Annotated in this window: 16 protein-coding genes; 7 read left to right on the top strand and 9 right to left on the bottom strand. The window is 64.6% G+C overall.

Going from position 1 to position 16,147, the window contains the following annotated elements; translation table 11 throughout:
* The first annotated feature begins 4 nt into the window (after positions 1-4).
* Positions 5-1,033 (top strand): CAF17-like 4Fe-4S cluster assembly/insertion protein YgfZ, encoded by a 1,029-nt coding sequence (gene ygfZ / locus D1Y85_RS08070; RefSeq protein ID WP_124150538.1) that lies wholly within the window; start codon positions 5-7, stop codon positions 1,031-1,033.
* 81 nt (positions 1,034-1,114) lie between these two features.
* Positions 1,115-1,948, top strand: coding sequence for an NRDE family protein (locus D1Y85_RS08075; protein ID WP_124150539.1), 834 nt, complete (start codon positions 1,115-1,117; stop codon positions 1,946-1,948).
* Positions 1,949-1,969: 21 nt separating this feature from the next.
* Here the strand turns inward: D1Y85_RS08075 and D1Y85_RS08080 are convergent, their stop codons facing one another.
* From D1Y85_RS08080 to D1Y85_RS08120, 9 genes are all read right to left on the bottom strand, one after another.
* A complete protein-coding gene (locus D1Y85_RS08080; RefSeq protein WP_124150540.1) occupies positions 1,970-2,932 on the bottom strand; it encodes an alpha/beta hydrolase in 963 nt (320 codons plus the stop codon).
* Positions 2,929-3,822, bottom strand: a complete 894-nt coding sequence (locus D1Y85_RS08085; RefSeq protein ID WP_124150541.1) for an SDR family oxidoreductase — start codon at positions 3,820-3,822, stop codon at positions 2,929-2,931. Before D1Y85_RS08085 ends, D1Y85_RS08080 begins: the two co-directional genes overlap by 4 nt.
* Positions 3,823-3,909: 87 nt before the next feature.
* Positions 3,910-4,908, bottom strand: a complete 999-nt coding sequence (locus tag D1Y85_RS08090; RefSeq protein WP_124150542.1) for an NADP-dependent oxidoreductase — start codon at positions 4,906-4,908, stop codon at positions 3,910-3,912.
* A 63-nt stretch (positions 4,909-4,971) separates the two neighbouring features.
* Entirely contained in the window at positions 4,972-5,478 is a 507-nt protein-coding gene (locus D1Y85_RS08095; protein ID WP_425466893.1) for a PaaI family thioesterase, read from the bottom strand.
* Positions 5,479-5,486: 8 nt separating this feature from the next.
* On the bottom strand, positions 5,487-5,789 hold the full coding sequence (locus D1Y85_RS08100; protein WP_124150781.1) for a Dabb family protein: 303 nt from the start codon (positions 5,787-5,789) through the stop codon (positions 5,487-5,489).
* A 139-nt stretch (positions 5,790-5,928) separates the two neighbouring features.
* Complete coding sequence (locus tag D1Y85_RS08105) at positions 5,929-7,107, bottom strand: acetyl-CoA C-acyltransferase (protein WP_124150543.1); 1,179 nt, start codon at positions 7,105-7,107, stop codon at positions 5,929-5,931.
* A gap of 105 nt (positions 7,108-7,212) precedes the next feature.
* Positions 7,213-7,848: a bifunctional nicotinamidase/pyrazinamidase gene (pncA, locus tag D1Y85_RS08110; RefSeq protein WP_124150544.1), complete on the bottom strand. Its 636-nt coding sequence runs from the start codon at positions 7,846-7,848 to the stop codon at positions 7,213-7,215.
* A gap of 26 nt (positions 7,849-7,874) precedes the next feature.
* The gene (locus D1Y85_RS08115) at positions 7,875-9,956 is read right to left on the bottom strand and encodes a 3-hydroxyacyl-CoA dehydrogenase NAD-binding domain-containing protein (RefSeq protein ID WP_124150545.1); all 2,082 of its coding nucleotides are present in this window, start codon (positions 9,954-9,956) and stop codon (positions 7,875-7,877) included.
* 319 nt (positions 9,957-10,275) lie between these two features.
* Complete coding sequence (locus D1Y85_RS08120) at positions 10,276-11,955, bottom strand: 3-(methylthio)propionyl-CoA ligase (protein ID WP_124150546.1); 1,680 nt, start codon at positions 11,953-11,955, stop codon at positions 10,276-10,278.
* Positions 11,956-12,126: 171 nt separating this feature from the next.
* On the opposite strand from D1Y85_RS08120, the gene D1Y85_RS08125 reads away from it, so the two are divergent.
* The 5 genes from D1Y85_RS08125 to D1Y85_RS08145 all read left to right on the top strand — a co-directional run bounded on the left by D1Y85_RS08125 (position 12,127) and on the right by D1Y85_RS08145 (position 15,996).
* A complete protein-coding gene (locus D1Y85_RS08125; RefSeq protein WP_124150547.1) occupies positions 12,127-13,725 on the top strand; it encodes a protein adenylyltransferase SelO in 1,599 nt (532 codons plus the stop codon).
* A 62-nt stretch (positions 13,726-13,787) separates the two neighbouring features.
* Positions 13,788-14,207 carry a peptide-methionine (R)-S-oxide reductase MsrB gene (gene msrB, locus D1Y85_RS08130; protein ID WP_124150548.1) on the top strand — a complete coding sequence of 140 codons (420 nt, stop codon included), beginning with the start codon at positions 13,788-13,790 and terminating at the stop codon, positions 14,205-14,207.
* Positions 14,208-14,312: 105 nt separating this feature from the next.
* Positions 14,313-14,849, top strand: coding sequence for a septation protein A (locus D1Y85_RS08135; RefSeq protein WP_124150549.1), 537 nt, complete (start codon positions 14,313-14,315; stop codon positions 14,847-14,849).
* Positions 14,846-15,160: a BolA family protein gene (locus D1Y85_RS08140; protein ID WP_124150550.1), complete on the top strand. Its 315-nt coding sequence runs from the start codon at positions 14,846-14,848 to the stop codon at positions 15,158-15,160. Before D1Y85_RS08135 ends, D1Y85_RS08140 begins: the two co-directional genes overlap by 4 nt.
* Positions 15,161-15,216: 56 nt before the next feature.
* Positions 15,217-15,996 carry a peptidylprolyl isomerase gene (locus D1Y85_RS08145; protein ID WP_124150551.1) on the top strand — a complete coding sequence of 260 codons (780 nt, stop codon included), beginning with the start codon at positions 15,217-15,219 and terminating at the stop codon, positions 15,994-15,996.
* Positions 15,997-16,147 lie beyond the last annotated feature (151 nt).

A 16,147-nucleotide genomic window follows, 5' to 3' on the forward strand; every position in this document is an offset into this window, starting at 1 on the left:
ATCCATGAACTCCCCGCTCGACTCCGCCGCCACGCTCTCTCCCGCCGCCGAACGGCCTGCCAATGCCGACTTCGACGCCGTGCTCAAGGGAGGCGCGTACGCGATCCTGCCGCAGTTCGGCGTAATCGATGCCACCGGCGACGACGCTGCCAGCTTCCTGCACAACCAGCTCACCAATGACATCCAGCATCTCGACGTGACCGGTGCGCGTCTCGCGGGCTACTGCTCGCCGAAGGGCCGCCTGCTCGCATCGTTTCTCGCGTGGAAGACCGGCGAGACGATTCGCCTTCTCATTTCGAAGGACGTGCAGGCGAGCGTGCAAAAACGGCTCTCGATGTTCGTGCTCCGCGCGAAAGCAAAGCTCACCGACGACACCGACAAACTGCTCGTCGTCGGCCTCGCAGGCGACGTGCGCGGCCCGCTCGCCGCCCAGTTCGATGCGCTGCCCGATGGCGTCCATGTCAAGGTGGACGATCCGTCCGGCACGCTGATCCGCCTGCCCGACGCGGCCGGTCTCCTGCGCTTTCTGTGGGTTGGCCCGAAGGAAGCGGTCGAGGCGCGGCTCGCGGCGATCGACGGCAAGTTGCAGCGCGTCGCGCCCGCGGTATGGGACTGGCTCGACATTCGTGCGGGCGAACCGCGCATCACGCAGGCCGTCTCCGAGCAGTTCGTGCCGCAGATGGTCAACTACGACGTGCTCGGCGGCGTGAACTTCAAGAAGGGTTGCTATCCGGGCCAGGAAATCGTCGCGCGCAGCCAGTATCGCGGCACGATCAAGCGCCGGACGGCGCTCGCGAGCGTTGCGGCGAGCCTCGATGCCGCACGCGCGGGCGTCGAACTCTTCCACTCCGACGATCCGGGCCAGCCATGCGGCATGATCGTCAACGCGGCGGCGGCGCCGGACGGCGGCGTCGACCTGCTCGCCGAAATCAAGCTCACCGCGCTCGAATCGGGCAGCGTGCATCTTGGCGCTGCCGACGGTCCCGCGCTGCACTTCCTGCCGCTGCCCTACGCCCTGCCCGACGAGGTCTGACGCGTTGACGCCGCTCCATTCGATCGCGCGCGGCGCTACGGTTTCCGCGGGTACGTCGCAACGTGCCGTGGGCTTTGCGCTATGTGCCTGATCGTTTTCGACTGGCGTCCGCGCGCGACCGATGGCGCGCTCTTCACGCTCGCCGCCAATCGCGACGAATTCCTGCGCCGCACAGCCGATCCGCTGCACTGGTGGCACGACGCCCCTGGCGTGCTCGCGGGGCGAGACCTCGTGGGTGGCGGGACCTGGCTCGGCATGACGCGCGGCGGCCGCTTCGCCGCGTTGACGAACTACCGCGCGCCGCACGAAATGCGCCCTGACGCGCCCACGCGAGGCACGCTCGTGTCGGCGTGGCTCACGGGGGCCGAGAGCCAGCCGGATACGCCGCTCGACTACCTCGCCGAGGTCGCGCGCATTGGCAGCCTCTACAACGGCTTCAATCTGGTGGTCGGCGACTGGACGCGGCGCGAGCTGGGCTGGTACTGCAATCGCGGCGATCTCACCCCTGCGTTGCTGCCGGAGGGCACACACGGGATTTCGAACGCCGTGCTCGACACACCGTGGCCCAAGCTCGTGAAAAAGCGCGCGGAACTCGCGCGGCTCGTCGATGGCTCGGCACTCGACATGCCCGAACCGCTGGAACGGCTCGTCGCGATGATGCGCGATCCGCAAATCGCCCGCGACGACGAACTGCCCGCCACCGGCCTCCCGCTCGAGCGCGAACGCGCACTTTCAGCGGCCTTCATCGAAACACCCGATTACGGTACGCGCGGTACAACCGCGGTCCGCGTGAGCGTCCACGGCGCTCGCATCGAAGTCGAAGCGCTCGAACGCAGCGACGACAACGGCTCGCACCGAATCACGCGGCCCGGTGACTTCGAGCGCCGCGACGCGTTCACGCTCGCCGCGCGCTAAACGCTTCGTCGCCGGGCGCGCTCAGTCGCCGATGCCGAACGCCTCGCGCAACGCGCGTGCCGCATCGGCGTGTGCGCGCCGCGCATCCTCAACGAAGCCACCCATCTTGAAGAATTCGTGGATCATGCCGTCGTAGTGAACGAGCGTCACTGCGTTACCCGCGTCGCGAAGCTTGTCGGCATACGCCTTTCCTTCATCGACCAGCGGATCGTATTGCGCCACGGCGATCCACGCGGATGCGAGGCCCGCTAAACCCGGCGCGTCACGCGTGCCGTCGAGCGGCGCAAAACGCCAGTCGTCGCGATCTCCGGCGTCGCGCACGTAGTGATTGAAGAACCACTGGATCGTTTCGGCCGTGAGCAGATGGCCGTCTGCGAGCCGCACATGCGAGGGCGTGTCCTGGTTACCGCCCGTGCCGGGGTAGATCAACATCTGCAGCACTGGCGCGATGCCCGCATCGCGCGCGAGCACGGCGCACACCGCTGCGAGCGTGCCACCGGCACTGTCGCCTCCCATCGCCAGACGCGCTGGATCAATCGCGAATTGCGCGGCGTGCGCGTGAAGCCAGGCGTAGGCATCGAAACTGTCATGAACGGCCGTCGGGAAACGATGTTCCGGTGCGAGCCGATAGTCCACCGACAGGACTGCGCAACGCGCATCGCTCGCGAACATGCGACACAGCGCATCATGCGTATCGACGCTGCCCACCGTGAAGCCGCCGCCGTGGAAATACACGAGGGCGGGCAGCGGCTCGGCCCAGTGTGCCTCAACGGGGTAGTAAAGACGCGCGCGGATCGTCGTCCCATCGCGCACCGGTACCTGCAGGTTCTCGACCGAATGCATCGGCGCGGACGCGATCTCCAGCACCGAAGCGCTCTTCTCGTAGGACGCGCGCGCCTCTAGTGGCGTGAGCGTGTGATACGGCGGCCGCTCCGCGCGGGCCACCATATCGAGCACCAGTGCGATCTTCGCATTCAGCGTCATGTTTGTTCAGGTGCTTTCGCTTGTTTGACTGCCGGCTTCAACGAAAACGGATCGGTGGGGTTACGCAATGTTTCGATATCCTGATGACGCATTTTCACCGAATCGAGAATTACCGGATGCGTGAGGATATAGAAGCGCCCTTCGCGCACCGCCTCGAACGTCTGCGCCGCTATATCAGCGGGCGTCAGGCGGCCCGAGCGCACCGCGCGCTGCAACTGCAGGTCCGCGGCCTGCTGCGAGCGCGTTGGCGGGGCGTCGTTGCGCAGATCGTCGGGGCGGCTGCGTTCAGCGTTGGCGATGCCTGTGGGCACGAACGCCGGACACAGCAGCGAGCATCCGACCGTCGCGCCGACGCTCTTGAGGTCGTGATAAAGCGTCTCTGTAAGTGAGACGACGGCGTGCTTCGACGCGTTGTAGACACTCATCGCGGGCGGCGACAGAAGGCCTGCCACCGAAGCCGTATTGACGATGTGCGCGCGTTCGCCCTGGGCGAGCATGATCGGAGTAAAGGTACGCACGCCGTTCGCGACGCCGAACACGTTAACACCGAACACCCATTCCCAGTCCTTCGCGCTGCTCTCCCATGCGAAGCCGCCAGTGCCGACGCCTGCGTTGTTGAAAAGCAGATGCACGCGGCCATAGGCGTCGAGTGCCGCTTTCGCGAGCGCATCGACCGCTGCGGGGTCGCGCACGTCGGTCGGCACGCCGATCGCTTCGGCACCCGCCGCGCGCAACGTTGAGACGGTCTCGTCGAGCGAAGTCTTGTCGACGTCGGCCAGCACGAGCTTCATGCCGAGCGCGGCAGCCTCGTCTGCGAACGCGCGGCCGAAGCCGCTCGCCGCGCCCGTGATGACGGCCACGCGGCCGTCGAACTGAAACGGATCAGCCATTGCGTATCCTGCGTGAAGCGTGGGGTAAAGAAGGCGCGCCGGCGTAAGCGCGCCGGCACGGCGGAATGATGGAACGGTGAAACCGCGTCAGATCAGCTTGACGAGTTGCTTGCCGAAATTCTGGCCCTTGAGCATGCCGAGGAACGCAGCGGGCGCGTTTTCGAGCCCATCGGCGACGGTCTCGCGGTAAGCGAGCTTTCTTTGCGCAACGAGCGCACCAAGTTCCGCGAGCGCCTGCGGCCACACGTCCATGTGCTCGCTGACGATGAATCCCTGCACGAGCAAGCGCTGCGTCAGTATCAACGCCGGGTATTTGAGCGGTTGCGGATTGCCCTCGTAGCCCGAGATCATGCCGCACAGCGCAATGCGCCCGAATGCGTTCATGCGGGCGAGCGTCGCATCGAGCACGTCGCCACCGACGTTTTCGAAGCAGCCATCGATGCCGTTGGGCGTCGCCACCTTGAGGTCGTGATAGAGATTACCGGCCTTGTAGTCGACGCATGCATCGAAACCGAGCGTTTCCACGACATAGCGACACTTCTCTTCGCCGCCCGCGATGCCGACCGCGCGGCAACCCGCGCGCTTCGCGAGCTGACCGACCACGCTGCCGACCGCGCCGCTCGCCGCGCTCACGACGACCGTCTCGCCAGCCTTCGGCGCGATGATGCGATTCAGACCGTACCAGGCGGTGACACCCGGCATGCCCACCGGGCCGAGGTACGCAGAGAGCGGGACGTGTGTCGTATCGACGACGAGAAGGCCGGTGCCGTCCGACGTGCCGAACTCCTGCCAGCCGAACATGCCCACCACCTTGTCGCCGGCCTTGAACTTCGGATTCAGCGATTCGACCACCTCGCCCACCGTGCCGCCGATCATCACTTCGCCTAGCGGTTGCGGAGTGGCATACGACTTCGCATCGCTCATGCGGCCGCGCATGTAGGGGTCGAGCGACAGATAATGATTGCGCACGCGCACCTGTCCGGGTTCCAGCGGCGCGAGCGGCGTCTCGACGAGACGGAAGTTGTCGACGCTCGCGGCACCGGTCGGGCGCGACACGAGCAGGATCTGGCGATTGGTCTGGGTCATGGCGTACGCTCTGCGGCACGAAAGCCGCGTGTGTTGGAATTGATTGGGGCAACGCGGACGCGTTTAACCGTCGCTCGGTCCCGGTTTTGCGCTCGGGTCGCTGCGCAGCCGCTGACGCGTCACGTCACGTCCCACGGCGAGCCTGCGCATGTATTTGAAGGTGCCGAGCGCCTTGGCGACGAAATGGCCCTCGCTGTCGCGGATTTCGCCTTCGCAATAGGCCATCGTCGTCGAGCGATGCAGCACGCGGCCATACGCGCGCAACTCGCCGCGTCCGGGTTGCATGAAATTCACTTTCATTTCGACCGTGACGACGCCGATGCCGTCCGCCGCCAGGCTACGCGCCGCCATCGCGAGCGCAATATCGGCGAGCGTCATCGTCACGCCGCCGTGCGCGACGTCCCACGTGTTGAGGTGCCGCTCGAGGAGCGGCAGCGCGATTTCGCTTGCACCGTCGCGCGCGCTCACGAGTTGCGCGCCGAGGTGATCGACGAACGGACTTTCGACGATCATCTGCGGCGTTTGCACCGTTTCCACCTTGGCGCCCGCAGGCTCTGCCTGATCGGTCATGACCGCACTCACAGCAAATGGTCGACGCACTGGCGGCTTTCGGTTACCGCCCTTGCGAACTGCTTCACGACGAGGTGATCGGGATGGTCCTGGTACGCATCGAGCGCCGCCTTGTCGGCGAAATCGGAGACGAGTGCGATGTCGTACGTCGAAGGGAGGCCCGGTGCGGCGAGGCCCACTTCGAGACGCAGCGTGCCAGGCACGAGATCGCGGCAGCTTTCGAGCAAGGCCTTGAATTTAACGAGGTTTGCTTCGCGCGACGCGCCCTCGGCCGACTCTTTGAGCTTCCACATCACGATATGACGGATCAACGTATTCACCTTTTCTGCGTGCATTGAACGGGTGCCGCGCCTCGCGCGCACCGACAGCCGTCATGATACCCGTCCTCACTGCGCCGCGAGCAGCCCTCTGCGAGGCGCGCAGCCCGCCCCTCGCACCGTCACCGCCGGATCAGACGACTTCGAACAGACCCGCTGCGCCCTGCCCGCCGCCGATGCACATCGTCACCACGACGAACTTCGCGCCGCGACGCTTGCCTTCGATCAGCGCGTGGCCCGTGAGGCGCGCGCCCGACACGCCATACGGATGCCCGACGGCAATCGCGCCGCCGTTCACGTTCAGGCGCTCATTGGGGATGCCGAGCTTGTCGCGGCAGTAAAGCACTTGCACCGCGAACGCTTCGTTCAGTTCCCACAGGCCGATGTCCTCGACCTTCAGGCCTGCCTGCCTGAGCAGCTTCGGTACCGCAAACACCGGGCCGATGCCCATCTCGTCCGGCTCGCAGCCCGCCACGGCGAAGCCACGAAAGATGCCGAGCGGCGTGAGCCCCTCACGCTCCGCGACCTTCGCGTTCATCACGACGCAGGCACTCGCACCGTCCGAGAACTGGCTCGCGTTGCCCGCCGTGACGACGCCGCCCGGCAGCGCCGTGCGGATCTTCGAGACGCCCTCGAGCGTCGTGTCCGCGCGGATGCCTTCATCGGCGGCAATCGTGACCGCCTTCGTGATGAGCTGGCCGCTCGCCTTGTCGGCGACGCCGGCGAGCACCGTCATCGGCACGATTTCCGCATCGAAGAGTCCGGCTGCCTGCGCTGCCGCCGCGCGCTGCTGCGACTGCACGCCGTACTCGTCCTGGCGCTCCTTCGAGATCTGATAGCGCTTCGCGACATTTTCGGCGGTCTGCAACATGGACCAGTAGATCTCGGGCTTGTTCTGCGCGAGCCAGCCTTCCATCGCCATGTGGCGATTCATCTCGTTCTGCACGCACGAGATCGATTCCACCCCGCCCGCGACAAACACGTCTCCCTCACCGGCGATCACACGTTGCGCAGCGAGCGCAATAGTTTGCAGTCCGGATGAACAGAAACGGTTCACGGTCATGGCCGGCACCGAGACGGGAAGCCCGGCACGCAGGGCGATCTGGCGGGCGATGTTGCCGCCTGTGGCGCCTTCGGGGTTGGCACAGCCCATGATCACGTCCTCGACGCGCGACGGGTCGAGGTTCGCGCGCTCGATGGCAGCCTTCGTCACGTGACCGCCCAGCGTAGCGCCGTGGGTCATGTTGAACGCGCCTTTCCACGATTTGGCGAGGCCCGTGCGGGCAGTCGATACGATTACGGCGTCAGTCATGCGTGTCTCCAGTTTCGACGCTTAGTGCGATTCCAAACGAAAATATTCTTTCTGCAACGATGTTCCGCGCAGACCGGACGTCTTGCGAAACGACCTCAAGCGGGCTCAAGCGGCATTTCGCCCGACCTCGGCCGATTGCGCGCGCCGCACGCCTGCGGCGAGCAGTTGCTGCCACGCGGTGGCGAGTGAGCCGTTCAGATCGATCGCGCGCGAAGCGTCTTCGATCAGTACGACTTCGAACCCGGCCGCGCGTGCATCGAGCGCGGACCACGCGACGCAATAGTCGGTCGCAAGGCCACAGCAGTACACGCGCTTCACGCCCGTGTCGCGCAGATAGCCGGCGAGGCCCGTGGGCGTCGTGCGGTCGGCTTCGAGAAAGGCCGAGTAGCTGTCGACGTCCGCGTGATGTCCTTTACGGATGACCGCGCGCGCATGCGGCACGTCCAGCCCGCGATGAAGCGCGGCACCCTCGGTGCCCTGCACGCAATGGGTCGGCCACAGCACCTGCTCGCCGTATGGCAGCGTGATCGTCTCGAACGGATGGCGTCCCGCATGGTTGGCCGCAAACGAAACGTGCCGCGCCGGGTGCCAGTCCTGCGTGAGCACGACATGCTCGAAGCCCTGCGCGAGCCGGTTCACCACCGGCACGACTTCGTCGCCGCGCGCGACGGCGAGTGCCCCGCCCGGCATGAAGTCGTTCTGCAGGTCAACCAGCAGCAACACATCGTCTGCGCTTCTCATGATGTCCGTCCGTGTCCGTCAACGATTCAGTTGAACGTACCGTGTTCGTCGGCGAGCGCGGCCAGCGACGGCGCGATCTGCCACGCATCGCCGTTGGCCTCGCGCGCATAGCCGCGAATGGCGCGGGCCACGTTGTAGAGTCCGACCGTGTCCGCGTAGAACATTGGGCCGCCGCGCCACAGCGGAAAGCCATAGCCGGTGAGGTAAACCATGTCGATGTCCGACGCCTTCGAAGCGATGCCCTCTGCGAGGATCTTCGCGCCTTCGTTCACGAGCGCATAGACGAGGCGCTCGACGATCTCCTCGTCGCGGATCTTGCGGCGCGTGATGCCGGCCTCGTTCGAATACGCGAGGATCATGTCGTCGACGAGAGCGGAAGGCAGCGCGGCGCGCTCGCCCGGTTTGTAGTCGTACCAGCCCGCGCCGGTTTTCTGGCCGAACCGGCCACTCTCGCAGAGGCGATCGGCGATCTGCGAATACTTGAGATCCGGCTGCTCCTGATAGCGGCGCTTGCGGATCGCCCAGCCGATGTCATTGCCGGCAAGATCGCTCATGCGAAACGGTCCCATCGCAAAGCCGAATTTTTCGATTGCACGATCGATCTGGGCGGGCAGCGCGCCTTCTTCGAGCATGTAGAGCGCCTGGCGGATGTACTGCTCGATCATGCGGTTGCCGATGAAACCATCGCACACGCCCGATACCACGGCGGTCTTGCGGATCTTCTTCGCGAGCTGCATGACTGTTGCGAGCACGTCCTTCGCCGTGTCCTTGCCGCGCACGACTTCGAGCAGCTTCATGACGTTGGCCGGGCTGAAAAAGTGCATGCCGACCACGTCTTGCGGCCGTTTCGTGAACGCGGCGATCTTGTTAAGATCGAGCGTCGACGTATTCGACGCGAGGATCGCGCCGGCCTTCGCCACTTCGTCGAGGCGCTTGAATACCTGCTCCTTCACACCAAGTTCTTCGAACACGGCTTCGATGATGAGATCGGCCTTGGCGAGGTCGTCATACGAAAGCGTCGGACGAATCAGCGCCATGCGCGCTTCAAGCTTCTCTGCCGTGAGCTTTCCTTTCTTCAGCTGCACTTCATAATTCTTGCGGATCGTAGCGAGCCCCCGGTCGAGCGCATCCTGCTTCATCTCGAGAAGCGTGACCGGAATACCCGCGTTCAGGAAATTCATCGCAATGCCGCCGCCCATCGTCCCCGCGCCAATCACGGCGACCTCGGCAATTTCGCGGACTGCCGTACCGGACGGTACATCGGGAATCTTGCTCGCGGCGCGCTCACCGAAAAACGCGTGGCGCAGCGCGTGGCTTTCGGGCGTCTGCACGAGTTCGACGAAACACGCACGCTCGAATGCAAGACCCACATCGAAGCCCTGCTTCACCCCCATGGCGATGGCGTCCACACATTTCACCGGCGCCGGGTAGTTCTTCGACATCGCGGCTACGGTATTGCGCGAGAACTGCAGGAAACCTTCGGCATTCGGATGCTCGATCTTGCGGTCGCGCACGAGCGGATGCGGACCCGGCTTGTCGGCGGCCTTGCGCGCGAACGCGATGGCTTCATCGAGCAGATCGCTCTTTGCCATGGCATCGAACAGCCCCGACGTGGCGAGCTTGTCGGACAGCACCGGCGCGCCGCTCACGATCATGTTGAGCGCGGCTTCGAGACCGATCGCACGCGGCAGACGCTGGGTGCCGCCGGCGCCCGGCAGGATGCCGAGCTTCACTTCAGGCAGCGCGATCTGTGCACCGGGCGCAGCGATGCGATAGTGCGCGCTAAGTGCCAGTTCGAGGCCGCCACCCATCGCAACGCTGTGGATGGCGACCACAACGGGCTTGGTGCTCTGCTCGACCGTTTTGATGACGGTGTCAAGCGAGGGCTCCTGGAGTGCCGCTGGCGTATTGAACTCGGTGATGTCCGCTCCGCCCGAGAACGCCTTGCCCGCACCCGTGATCACGATGGCGGTAATGGCCGGGTCCTGTGCCGCGCGCGCAACGCCTTCGACGATGCCGGTGCGGGTCGATAGCCCAAGGCCGTTGACGGGCGGGTTGTTGAGCGTGATGACGGCGACGCCGTCGCGAATCGAGTAGTCCACTGCCATTTGGCTGCCTCCATGCGTGCGGGTCGCATTGTGCGTCGTCGGCTTTCATTGTCCGACAATCCCGATAGAGAGGCAGCATACCCACAAACGAACGATCGTTCAATTTTTTGAAGCTTCATTCGCACCAGGGTTTTACCGAGGATTGGCTGGTACTAATCAAGCAGGAGCATAACCAGCGCCGGCGAGCGCAAACAGACGCATGGCGCGCACGGAGCGCCCACGCCAACAAACCGCCGCCCTATCGCGCACCGAAGCGCGCAAAAAAAGCGCGGCAGAAACGCCGCGCCTTTACCCCGCTTGTGAACGAAGCCGCTCGCCGTCAGCGATTCGCCTCGTTTTCGCCGAGCGGGCAGTTGTCGGTATCGAGCGCCGTTGGCAGCACGTAGTCGCGGAACTGCTCGCGAAGTTTGAGTTTCAGAAGCTTGCCCGTAGCCGTGTGCGGTAGCTCGTTGATAAACACGACGTCGTCGGGCATCCACCACTTAGCCACCTTGCCCACGAAGAAAGCGAGCAGTTCTTCGCGCGTGAGCGTCGCACCCGGCTTGAGGACCGCCACGATCAACGGCCGCTCGGTCCAGCGTGGATGCGCGCACGCGATGCACGCGGCCTCCGCGACGGCGGGGTGCGCGACCGCCACGTTCTCCAGACTGATCGAGCTGATCCACTCGCCGCCGGACTTGATGACATCCTTCGTGCGATCGGTGATGTGAAGGAAGCCGTCCGGATCGATCGTGGCGACGTCGCCGGTTGGAAACCAGCCGTCGACTAGCGGCGTCCCGCTCTCCTGACGAAAATAACGATCGATCACCCACGGCCCGCGCACGTGCAGGTCGCCGAACGCGACGCCGTCCCACGGCAGTTCCTTCCCATCGGGACCGACGATCTTCATGTCGACGCCGTAGATCACGCGCCCCTGCTTTTCCAGCTGCGCGCGCTGCGCCTCCAGCGGCCGCTGCGACTGCGCCCAGTTCAGTTTCGCGAGCGTCCCGAGTGGCGACATTTCAGTCATGCCCCACGCGTGAATCACCTGCACGCCGTACTCGTCCTCGAACGCGCGCAGCATCGCCGGCGGACACGCCGACCCGCCGATCACCGTGCGCGTGAGCGTCGAAAAACGCACGCCCGCCGCGCGCAGATGCGCCAGCAGACCGAGCCACACGGTCGGCACACCAGCTGCGCACGTCACGCCCTCGGCCTCCATCAATTCATAGAGCGATTTACCGTCGAGATCCTTGCCCGGCAACACGAGCTTCGCGCCGTTGAGCGGCGCCGCGTGCGGAATACCCCAGGCGTTCACATGGAACATCGGCACGACGGGCAGGACTGCGTCGCGCGAAGACAGGCCCATCGCATCGGGCAGCGACGCGCCATAGGCGTGCAGCACCGACGATCGATGGCTGTAAAGCGCGCCTTTCGGATTGCCGGTCGTGCCAGACGTATAGCAGAGGACCGACGCGCTGCGCTCGTCTAGTTGCGGCCACTCGTACCGGCCGTCCTGCGCTTCGATGAGCGTTTCGTAACAGAGCACTGGCGTGCGCATCGCGGGGCGATGCGATTCGTCGGTGAGCGCGATCCAGCCGCGCACGTTCGGGCACTGTGGGGCGAGCGCGTCGATGAGCGGCGCGAATGTGATGTCGAAAAGGACGTACTGATCGTCCGCGTGATTGATGATGTAGGCGATCTGCTCGGGAAAAAGCCGTGGATTGATCGTGTGGCACACCGCGCCAAAACCTGGCACACCGAAATACGCTTCCAGGTGCCGGTAGCCGTTCCAGGCGAGCGTGCCGACACGCTCTCCTCGCGCCACGCCGAGCGCCATCAGCGCCTGCGCGAGCTGCTTCGCGCGCGTCTCGCATTCGCGGTACGTGTAGCGATGGATATCACCTTCGATGCGGCGCGACACGATCTGCGTGTCACCGTGGTAGCGCGCCGCGTGCGCAATCAGCGACGACACGGTGAGCGGCACGTCCATCATTTGTCCAAACAGCGGCGCAGTCATCGGGTGCGGTCTCCTCGCCTTGAATGTCTGTGTTCTGCCTGTATCGGCTTATGTTTGCCCAGGTACCGCCACCGTCATGCCCGGCATCATGCGCATATAGGTACATGAATCGGCGGCCTGCACGCCTGGCGGCGCGGATTTACAATATCGGCTATTCAAAAGGCGCTCAATATGTCGTTTTCACCAGGCCAGACCGATTCACTCGCGAACCTCGCCGCGATGCGCCAAACGCTCGACGGCCCGCTTGCCGACGTCGAACGCTCGCTAATCATGCCGCGCGAGAGTGCATTTTCCGCACTGGGTTCGACGTTTTTCACCCGGCTGCCGGCACAACCGCTCCCCGCGCCGTATCTCGTCGGTTTCTCGACCGAAACAGCGGCGTCACTCGGGATCGATCCTGCCATTGCTGCCGATCCGGCCTTCGCGCCGTTCTTCGCCGGAAGCTTCACGCGCGAACGAACGCCGTCTTCGATGTCGTACGCCTCGGTCTATTCGGGGCACCAGTTCGGCGTGTGGGCGGGCCAGCTCGGCGACGGACGCGCGCTCGGCCTCGGCGAACTCGAGCACGCCGGCCAGCGCAATGAACTGCAGCTCAAGGGAGCAGGCCGCACGCCGTATTCCCGCATGGGCGACGGTCGCGCGGTATTGCGCTCGTCGATCCGGGAATTCCTGTGCTCGGAAGCGATGCACCACCTCGGCATCCCGACCACGCGCGCGCTCGCGGTAGTCGGCTCCGATCAACCCGTGCGCCGCGAGGAAATCGAAACGGCGGCGGTCGTTACACGCGTCTCACCTAGTTTCGTACGCTTCGGCCACTTCGAGCACTTCTACTCAAACGACAACGTCGTCGCGCTACGCTCGCTCGCCGATCACGTGATCGAGCGTTTCTACCCGAACCTGCTCGAAGCCGACGATCCCTATCTCGCGTTACTCGACGAAGCGGTACGCACGACCGCGGCGCTGATGGTCGAATGGCAGGCGGTGGGCTTCTGCCACGGCGTGATGAACACCGACAACATGTCGATCCTCGGTCTCACGATCGACTACGGTCCGTTCGGCTTCATCGACGGCTTCGACGCGAACCACATCTGCAATCACTCGGATTCGCAGGGCCGCTATGCGTACCGCATGCAGCCGCAGATTGCGTACTGGAATCTTTTCTGCCTCGCGCAGGCGCTGCTGCCGCTTTTCGGCCTGCAACGGGACGAAGCCGACGACAAGACACGCGGCGAGCGCGCAGTCGCCGATGCGCAAGGCGTGCTCGAACGCTTCAAAGGTCTTTTCGCGCCCGCGCTCGAAGCGCGCATGCGCGCGAAGATCGGCCTCGAAACAGCGCGCGAAGGCGACGACGCCCTCGCCGATCGTCTCCTCGAAATCATGCACGCGAACCGCGCCGATTTCACGCAGACGTTCCGCCATCTCGCGCGTGTGTCGAAACACGACGCACATGGCGATGCGAGCGTGCGCGACCTGTTCCTCGACCGTGCGGCTTTCGACGCGTGGGCGAACGACTATCGCGCGCGCCTCTGTCTTGAGCCACGCGACGATGCCACGCGCGCCGCAGCGATGAATCGCGTGAACCCGAAGTTCGTGCTGCGCAATCACCTGGCTCAGACCGCGATCGAACGCGCCGCGCAGAAGGATTTCAGCGAAGTGGAACGGCTCGCGCGCGTGCTCTCGCGTCCGTTCGACGAACAACCGGAGCACGCGGCGTATGCGGCGTTGCCGCCCGACTGGGCGAGTTCGCTCGAAGTGAGCTGCTCTTCGTGAGCCGCGCCTGGTCTCGCGCAGCCGCCCCGCTTCGCCTCCCTTCCCCCGACAGGAACCCGAACATGAGCCACGACGATCACAATTCCGACGCCTACCCCGGTCACAAGGACGACGCCGACTGGCGCGAGCAGCTCTCCGACATGGAATACCAGGTGACGCGCCACGCGGCGACCGAACGCGCGTTCACGGGGCGCTTCTGGGATCACTGGGACCGAGGCGTCTACGATTGCGTGTGCTGCGGCACGCCCCTCTTCGAGTCCGACACGAAGTTCGACGCCGGTTGCGGCTGGCCCAGCTATTTCCGGCCGATCAACGGCGAGGTGATCGAGGAGCGCACCGACCGCGCGCATGGGATGCTGCGTATCGAAGTGCGCTGCAAAAACTGCGGCGCCCATCTGGGACACGTCTTCGAAGACGGCCCCGCGCCGACCGGCCTTCGGTATTGCATCAACTCGGCTGCGCTACAATTCGAGCCCAAGTGAGCGCCACATGCGGCGCCCACACAGCAGCGTCAATCAAGACGTTTGCCGACTACGCAGCGCCGCCAACGGCGTCGCGCCCTCTTTTCGCGGACTTCCAGACCGATAATGAAATTCCTGTTTGATCTGTTTCCGATCATCCTGTTCTTCGTCACCTTCAAGGTATGGGGCATTTTCACGGCGACCGCCGTCGCGATCGTCGCGACGCTCGTGCAGATCGCCTGGGTCGCCTTCCGTCACCGCAAAGTCGACCCCATGCTCTGGCTGTCGCTCGGCATCGTCGTGGTATTCGGCGGCGCGACGCTCGTGCTGCACGACGAAACCTTCATCAAGTGGAAACCCACCGTCCTCTACTGGGCGTTCGCGGTGGCGCTGCTCGTCTCGCAACTCGGCTTCGGCAAGAATCTGATCGAGGCGATGATGGGCAAGCAGATCGCGCTGCCGCACCGGATCTGGACACAGCTCAACCTGATCTGGGCGATCTTCTTCGCGCTGCTCGGTATCGTGAACCTCTTCGTCGCGTTCCACTTCTCCACCGACGCGTGGGTCGATTTCAAGCTGTTCGGCGCGACGGGCATGCTCGTGGTGTTCATCGTCGGACAGAGCCTCTGGCTCTCGCGTTACATCAAGGAGGAAGAAGAATGAGCGACGTGTTCCTCAACGCAAGCCCGGCCGAACGCGCGGCGCTGATCGAGTCGCGGCTCACGGTCGCACTCGCGCCCGTCGTGTCGATTTCCGTGCGCGACGATAGCGCGCAGCATGCCGGCCACGCCGGAGCGGCTGCGGGCGGCCATTACAGCGTCACGATCGTGGCGGCGGCGTTCGCGGGGAAGGCCCGCGTGGCAAGGCATCGCATGGTGTATGATGCGCTGGCCGAAGCAATGCAGCGCGGCATTCACGCACTCGTGATCACGGCGCTCACGCCCGAAGAAGCGACAGCGTTGCCCCCGGTGTAGGCCTTGGTGTTGTCTCGATAGCCCCACTTTATAGTTCGCCCTGTTAGGATTTTTCGATGACCTTGAAGAAAACCCGTCTGTGGGTGTTGCTGGCTGCGTTCGCAGCTGCGCCCGCCTTCGCGCAGAACATCGCCGTCGTGAACGGCACGCCGATTCCCAAAGCGCGCGCCGCTGCGCTCGTCGACCAGCTCGTGCGTCAAGGCCAGCAAGACTCGCCGCAACTGCAGATGGCGGTTCGTGAAGAGCTCGTGAACCGCGAAATCCTGATGCAGGAAGCGATCCGCCAGGGCATCCCGAACCTTCCGGACGTGAAGGCGCAAATCGCAGTGGCCCAGCAGACTGTCGTGCTGCGCGCACTGATCGAAAATTTCGTGAAGAACAACCAGCCGACCGACGCCGACGTGAAGGCGCGTTACGAGCAGCTGGCGAAGGATGCAGGCGGCAGCGAATACCACCTTCACCACATCCTCGTGGACAACGAGCAGCAGGCCAAGGACCTGATCGCGAAGATCAAGGGCGGCGCAAGCTTCGAAGACCTCGCGAAGCAGTACTCGAAGGACCCGGGCTCGGCGAAGAACGGCGGCGATCTCGACTGGTCGAACCCGAAGGCCTTCGTCCCTGAATTCGCCGATGCAGCAACGCATCTGCAGAAAGGCCAGATGACCAGCACGCCGGTGCAAACGCAGTTCGGCTGGCACATCATCCGCGTGGACGACATCCGCCCGGTCACGCCGCCGCCGCTCGATCAGGTGCGAGCGCAGATCGTGCAGCAGATGCAGCAGGAGAAACTGCAGGCATTCGAAGAAAATCTGCGCAAGCAGGCGAAGATCCAGTAACGCGCGCGTTGCGTTGCTGTCACGAAAACCCCGCGACTTGCGTCAAGCGCGGGGTTTTTCTTTGGTCGGCCGTCGTGCGCAATGTCGATTAGCCGGCCGCCATGCTCGCGTGCCACAAGCAATCAAACGCCGCCGGATCCGCATTGCGGAG

Source organism: Paraburkholderia dinghuensis, assembly GCF_003837865.1.
Lineage (GTDB): Bacteria > Pseudomonadota > Gammaproteobacteria > Burkholderiales > Burkholderiaceae > Paraburkholderia > Paraburkholderia dinghuensis.

Coding starts and splice junctions, on each gene's coding strand:
- D1Y85_RS08085 (WP_124150541.1), bottom strand. CDS start 3,822: ATGGCTGATCCGTTTCAGTTCGACGGCCGCGTGGCCGTCATCACGGGC.
- D1Y85_RS08135 (WP_124150549.1), top strand. CDS start 14,313: ATGAAATTCCTGTTTGATCTGTTTCCGATCATCCTGTTCTTCGTCACC.
- D1Y85_RS08080 (WP_124150540.1), bottom strand. CDS start 2,932: ATGACGCTGAATGCGAAGATCGCACTGGTGCTCGATATGGTGGCCCGC.
- D1Y85_RS08115 (WP_124150545.1), bottom strand. CDS start 9,956: ATGGCAGTGGACTACTCGATTCGCGACGGCGTCGCCGTCATCACGCTC.
- msrB (WP_124150548.1), top strand. CDS start 13,788: ATGAGCCACGACGATCACAATTCCGACGCCTACCCCGGTCACAAGGAC.
- D1Y85_RS08145 (WP_124150551.1), top strand. CDS start 15,217: ATGACCTTGAAGAAAACCCGTCTGTGGGTGTTGCTGGCTGCGTTCGCA.
- D1Y85_RS08095 (WP_425466893.1), bottom strand. CDS start 5,478: ATGACCGATCAGGCAGAGCCTGCGGGCGCCAAGGTGGAAACGGTGCAA.
- ygfZ (WP_124150538.1), top strand. CDS start 5: ATGAACTCCCCGCTCGACTCCGCCGCCACGCTCTCTCCCGCCGCCGAA.
- D1Y85_RS08140 (WP_124150550.1), top strand. CDS start 14,846: ATGAGCGACGTGTTCCTCAACGCAAGCCCGGCCGAACGCGCGGCGCTG.
- D1Y85_RS08075 (WP_124150539.1), top strand. CDS start 1,115: ATGTGCCTGATCGTTTTCGACTGGCGTCCGCGCGCGACCGATGGCGCG.
- D1Y85_RS08125 (WP_124150547.1), top strand. CDS start 12,127: ATGTCGTTTTCACCAGGCCAGACCGATTCACTCGCGAACCTCGCCGCG.
- pncA (WP_124150544.1), bottom strand. CDS start 7,848: ATGAGAAGCGCAGACGATGTGTTGCTGCTGGTTGACCTGCAGAACGAC.
- D1Y85_RS08090 (WP_124150542.1), bottom strand. CDS start 4,908: ATGACCCAGACCAATCGCCAGATCCTGCTCGTGTCGCGCCCGACCGGT.
- D1Y85_RS08105 (WP_124150543.1), bottom strand. CDS start 7,107: ATGACTGACGCCGTAATCGTATCGACTGCCCGCACGGGCCTCGCCAAA.
- D1Y85_RS08120 (WP_124150546.1), bottom strand. CDS start 11,955: ATGACTGCGCCGCTGTTTGGACAAATGATGGACGTGCCGCTCACCGTG.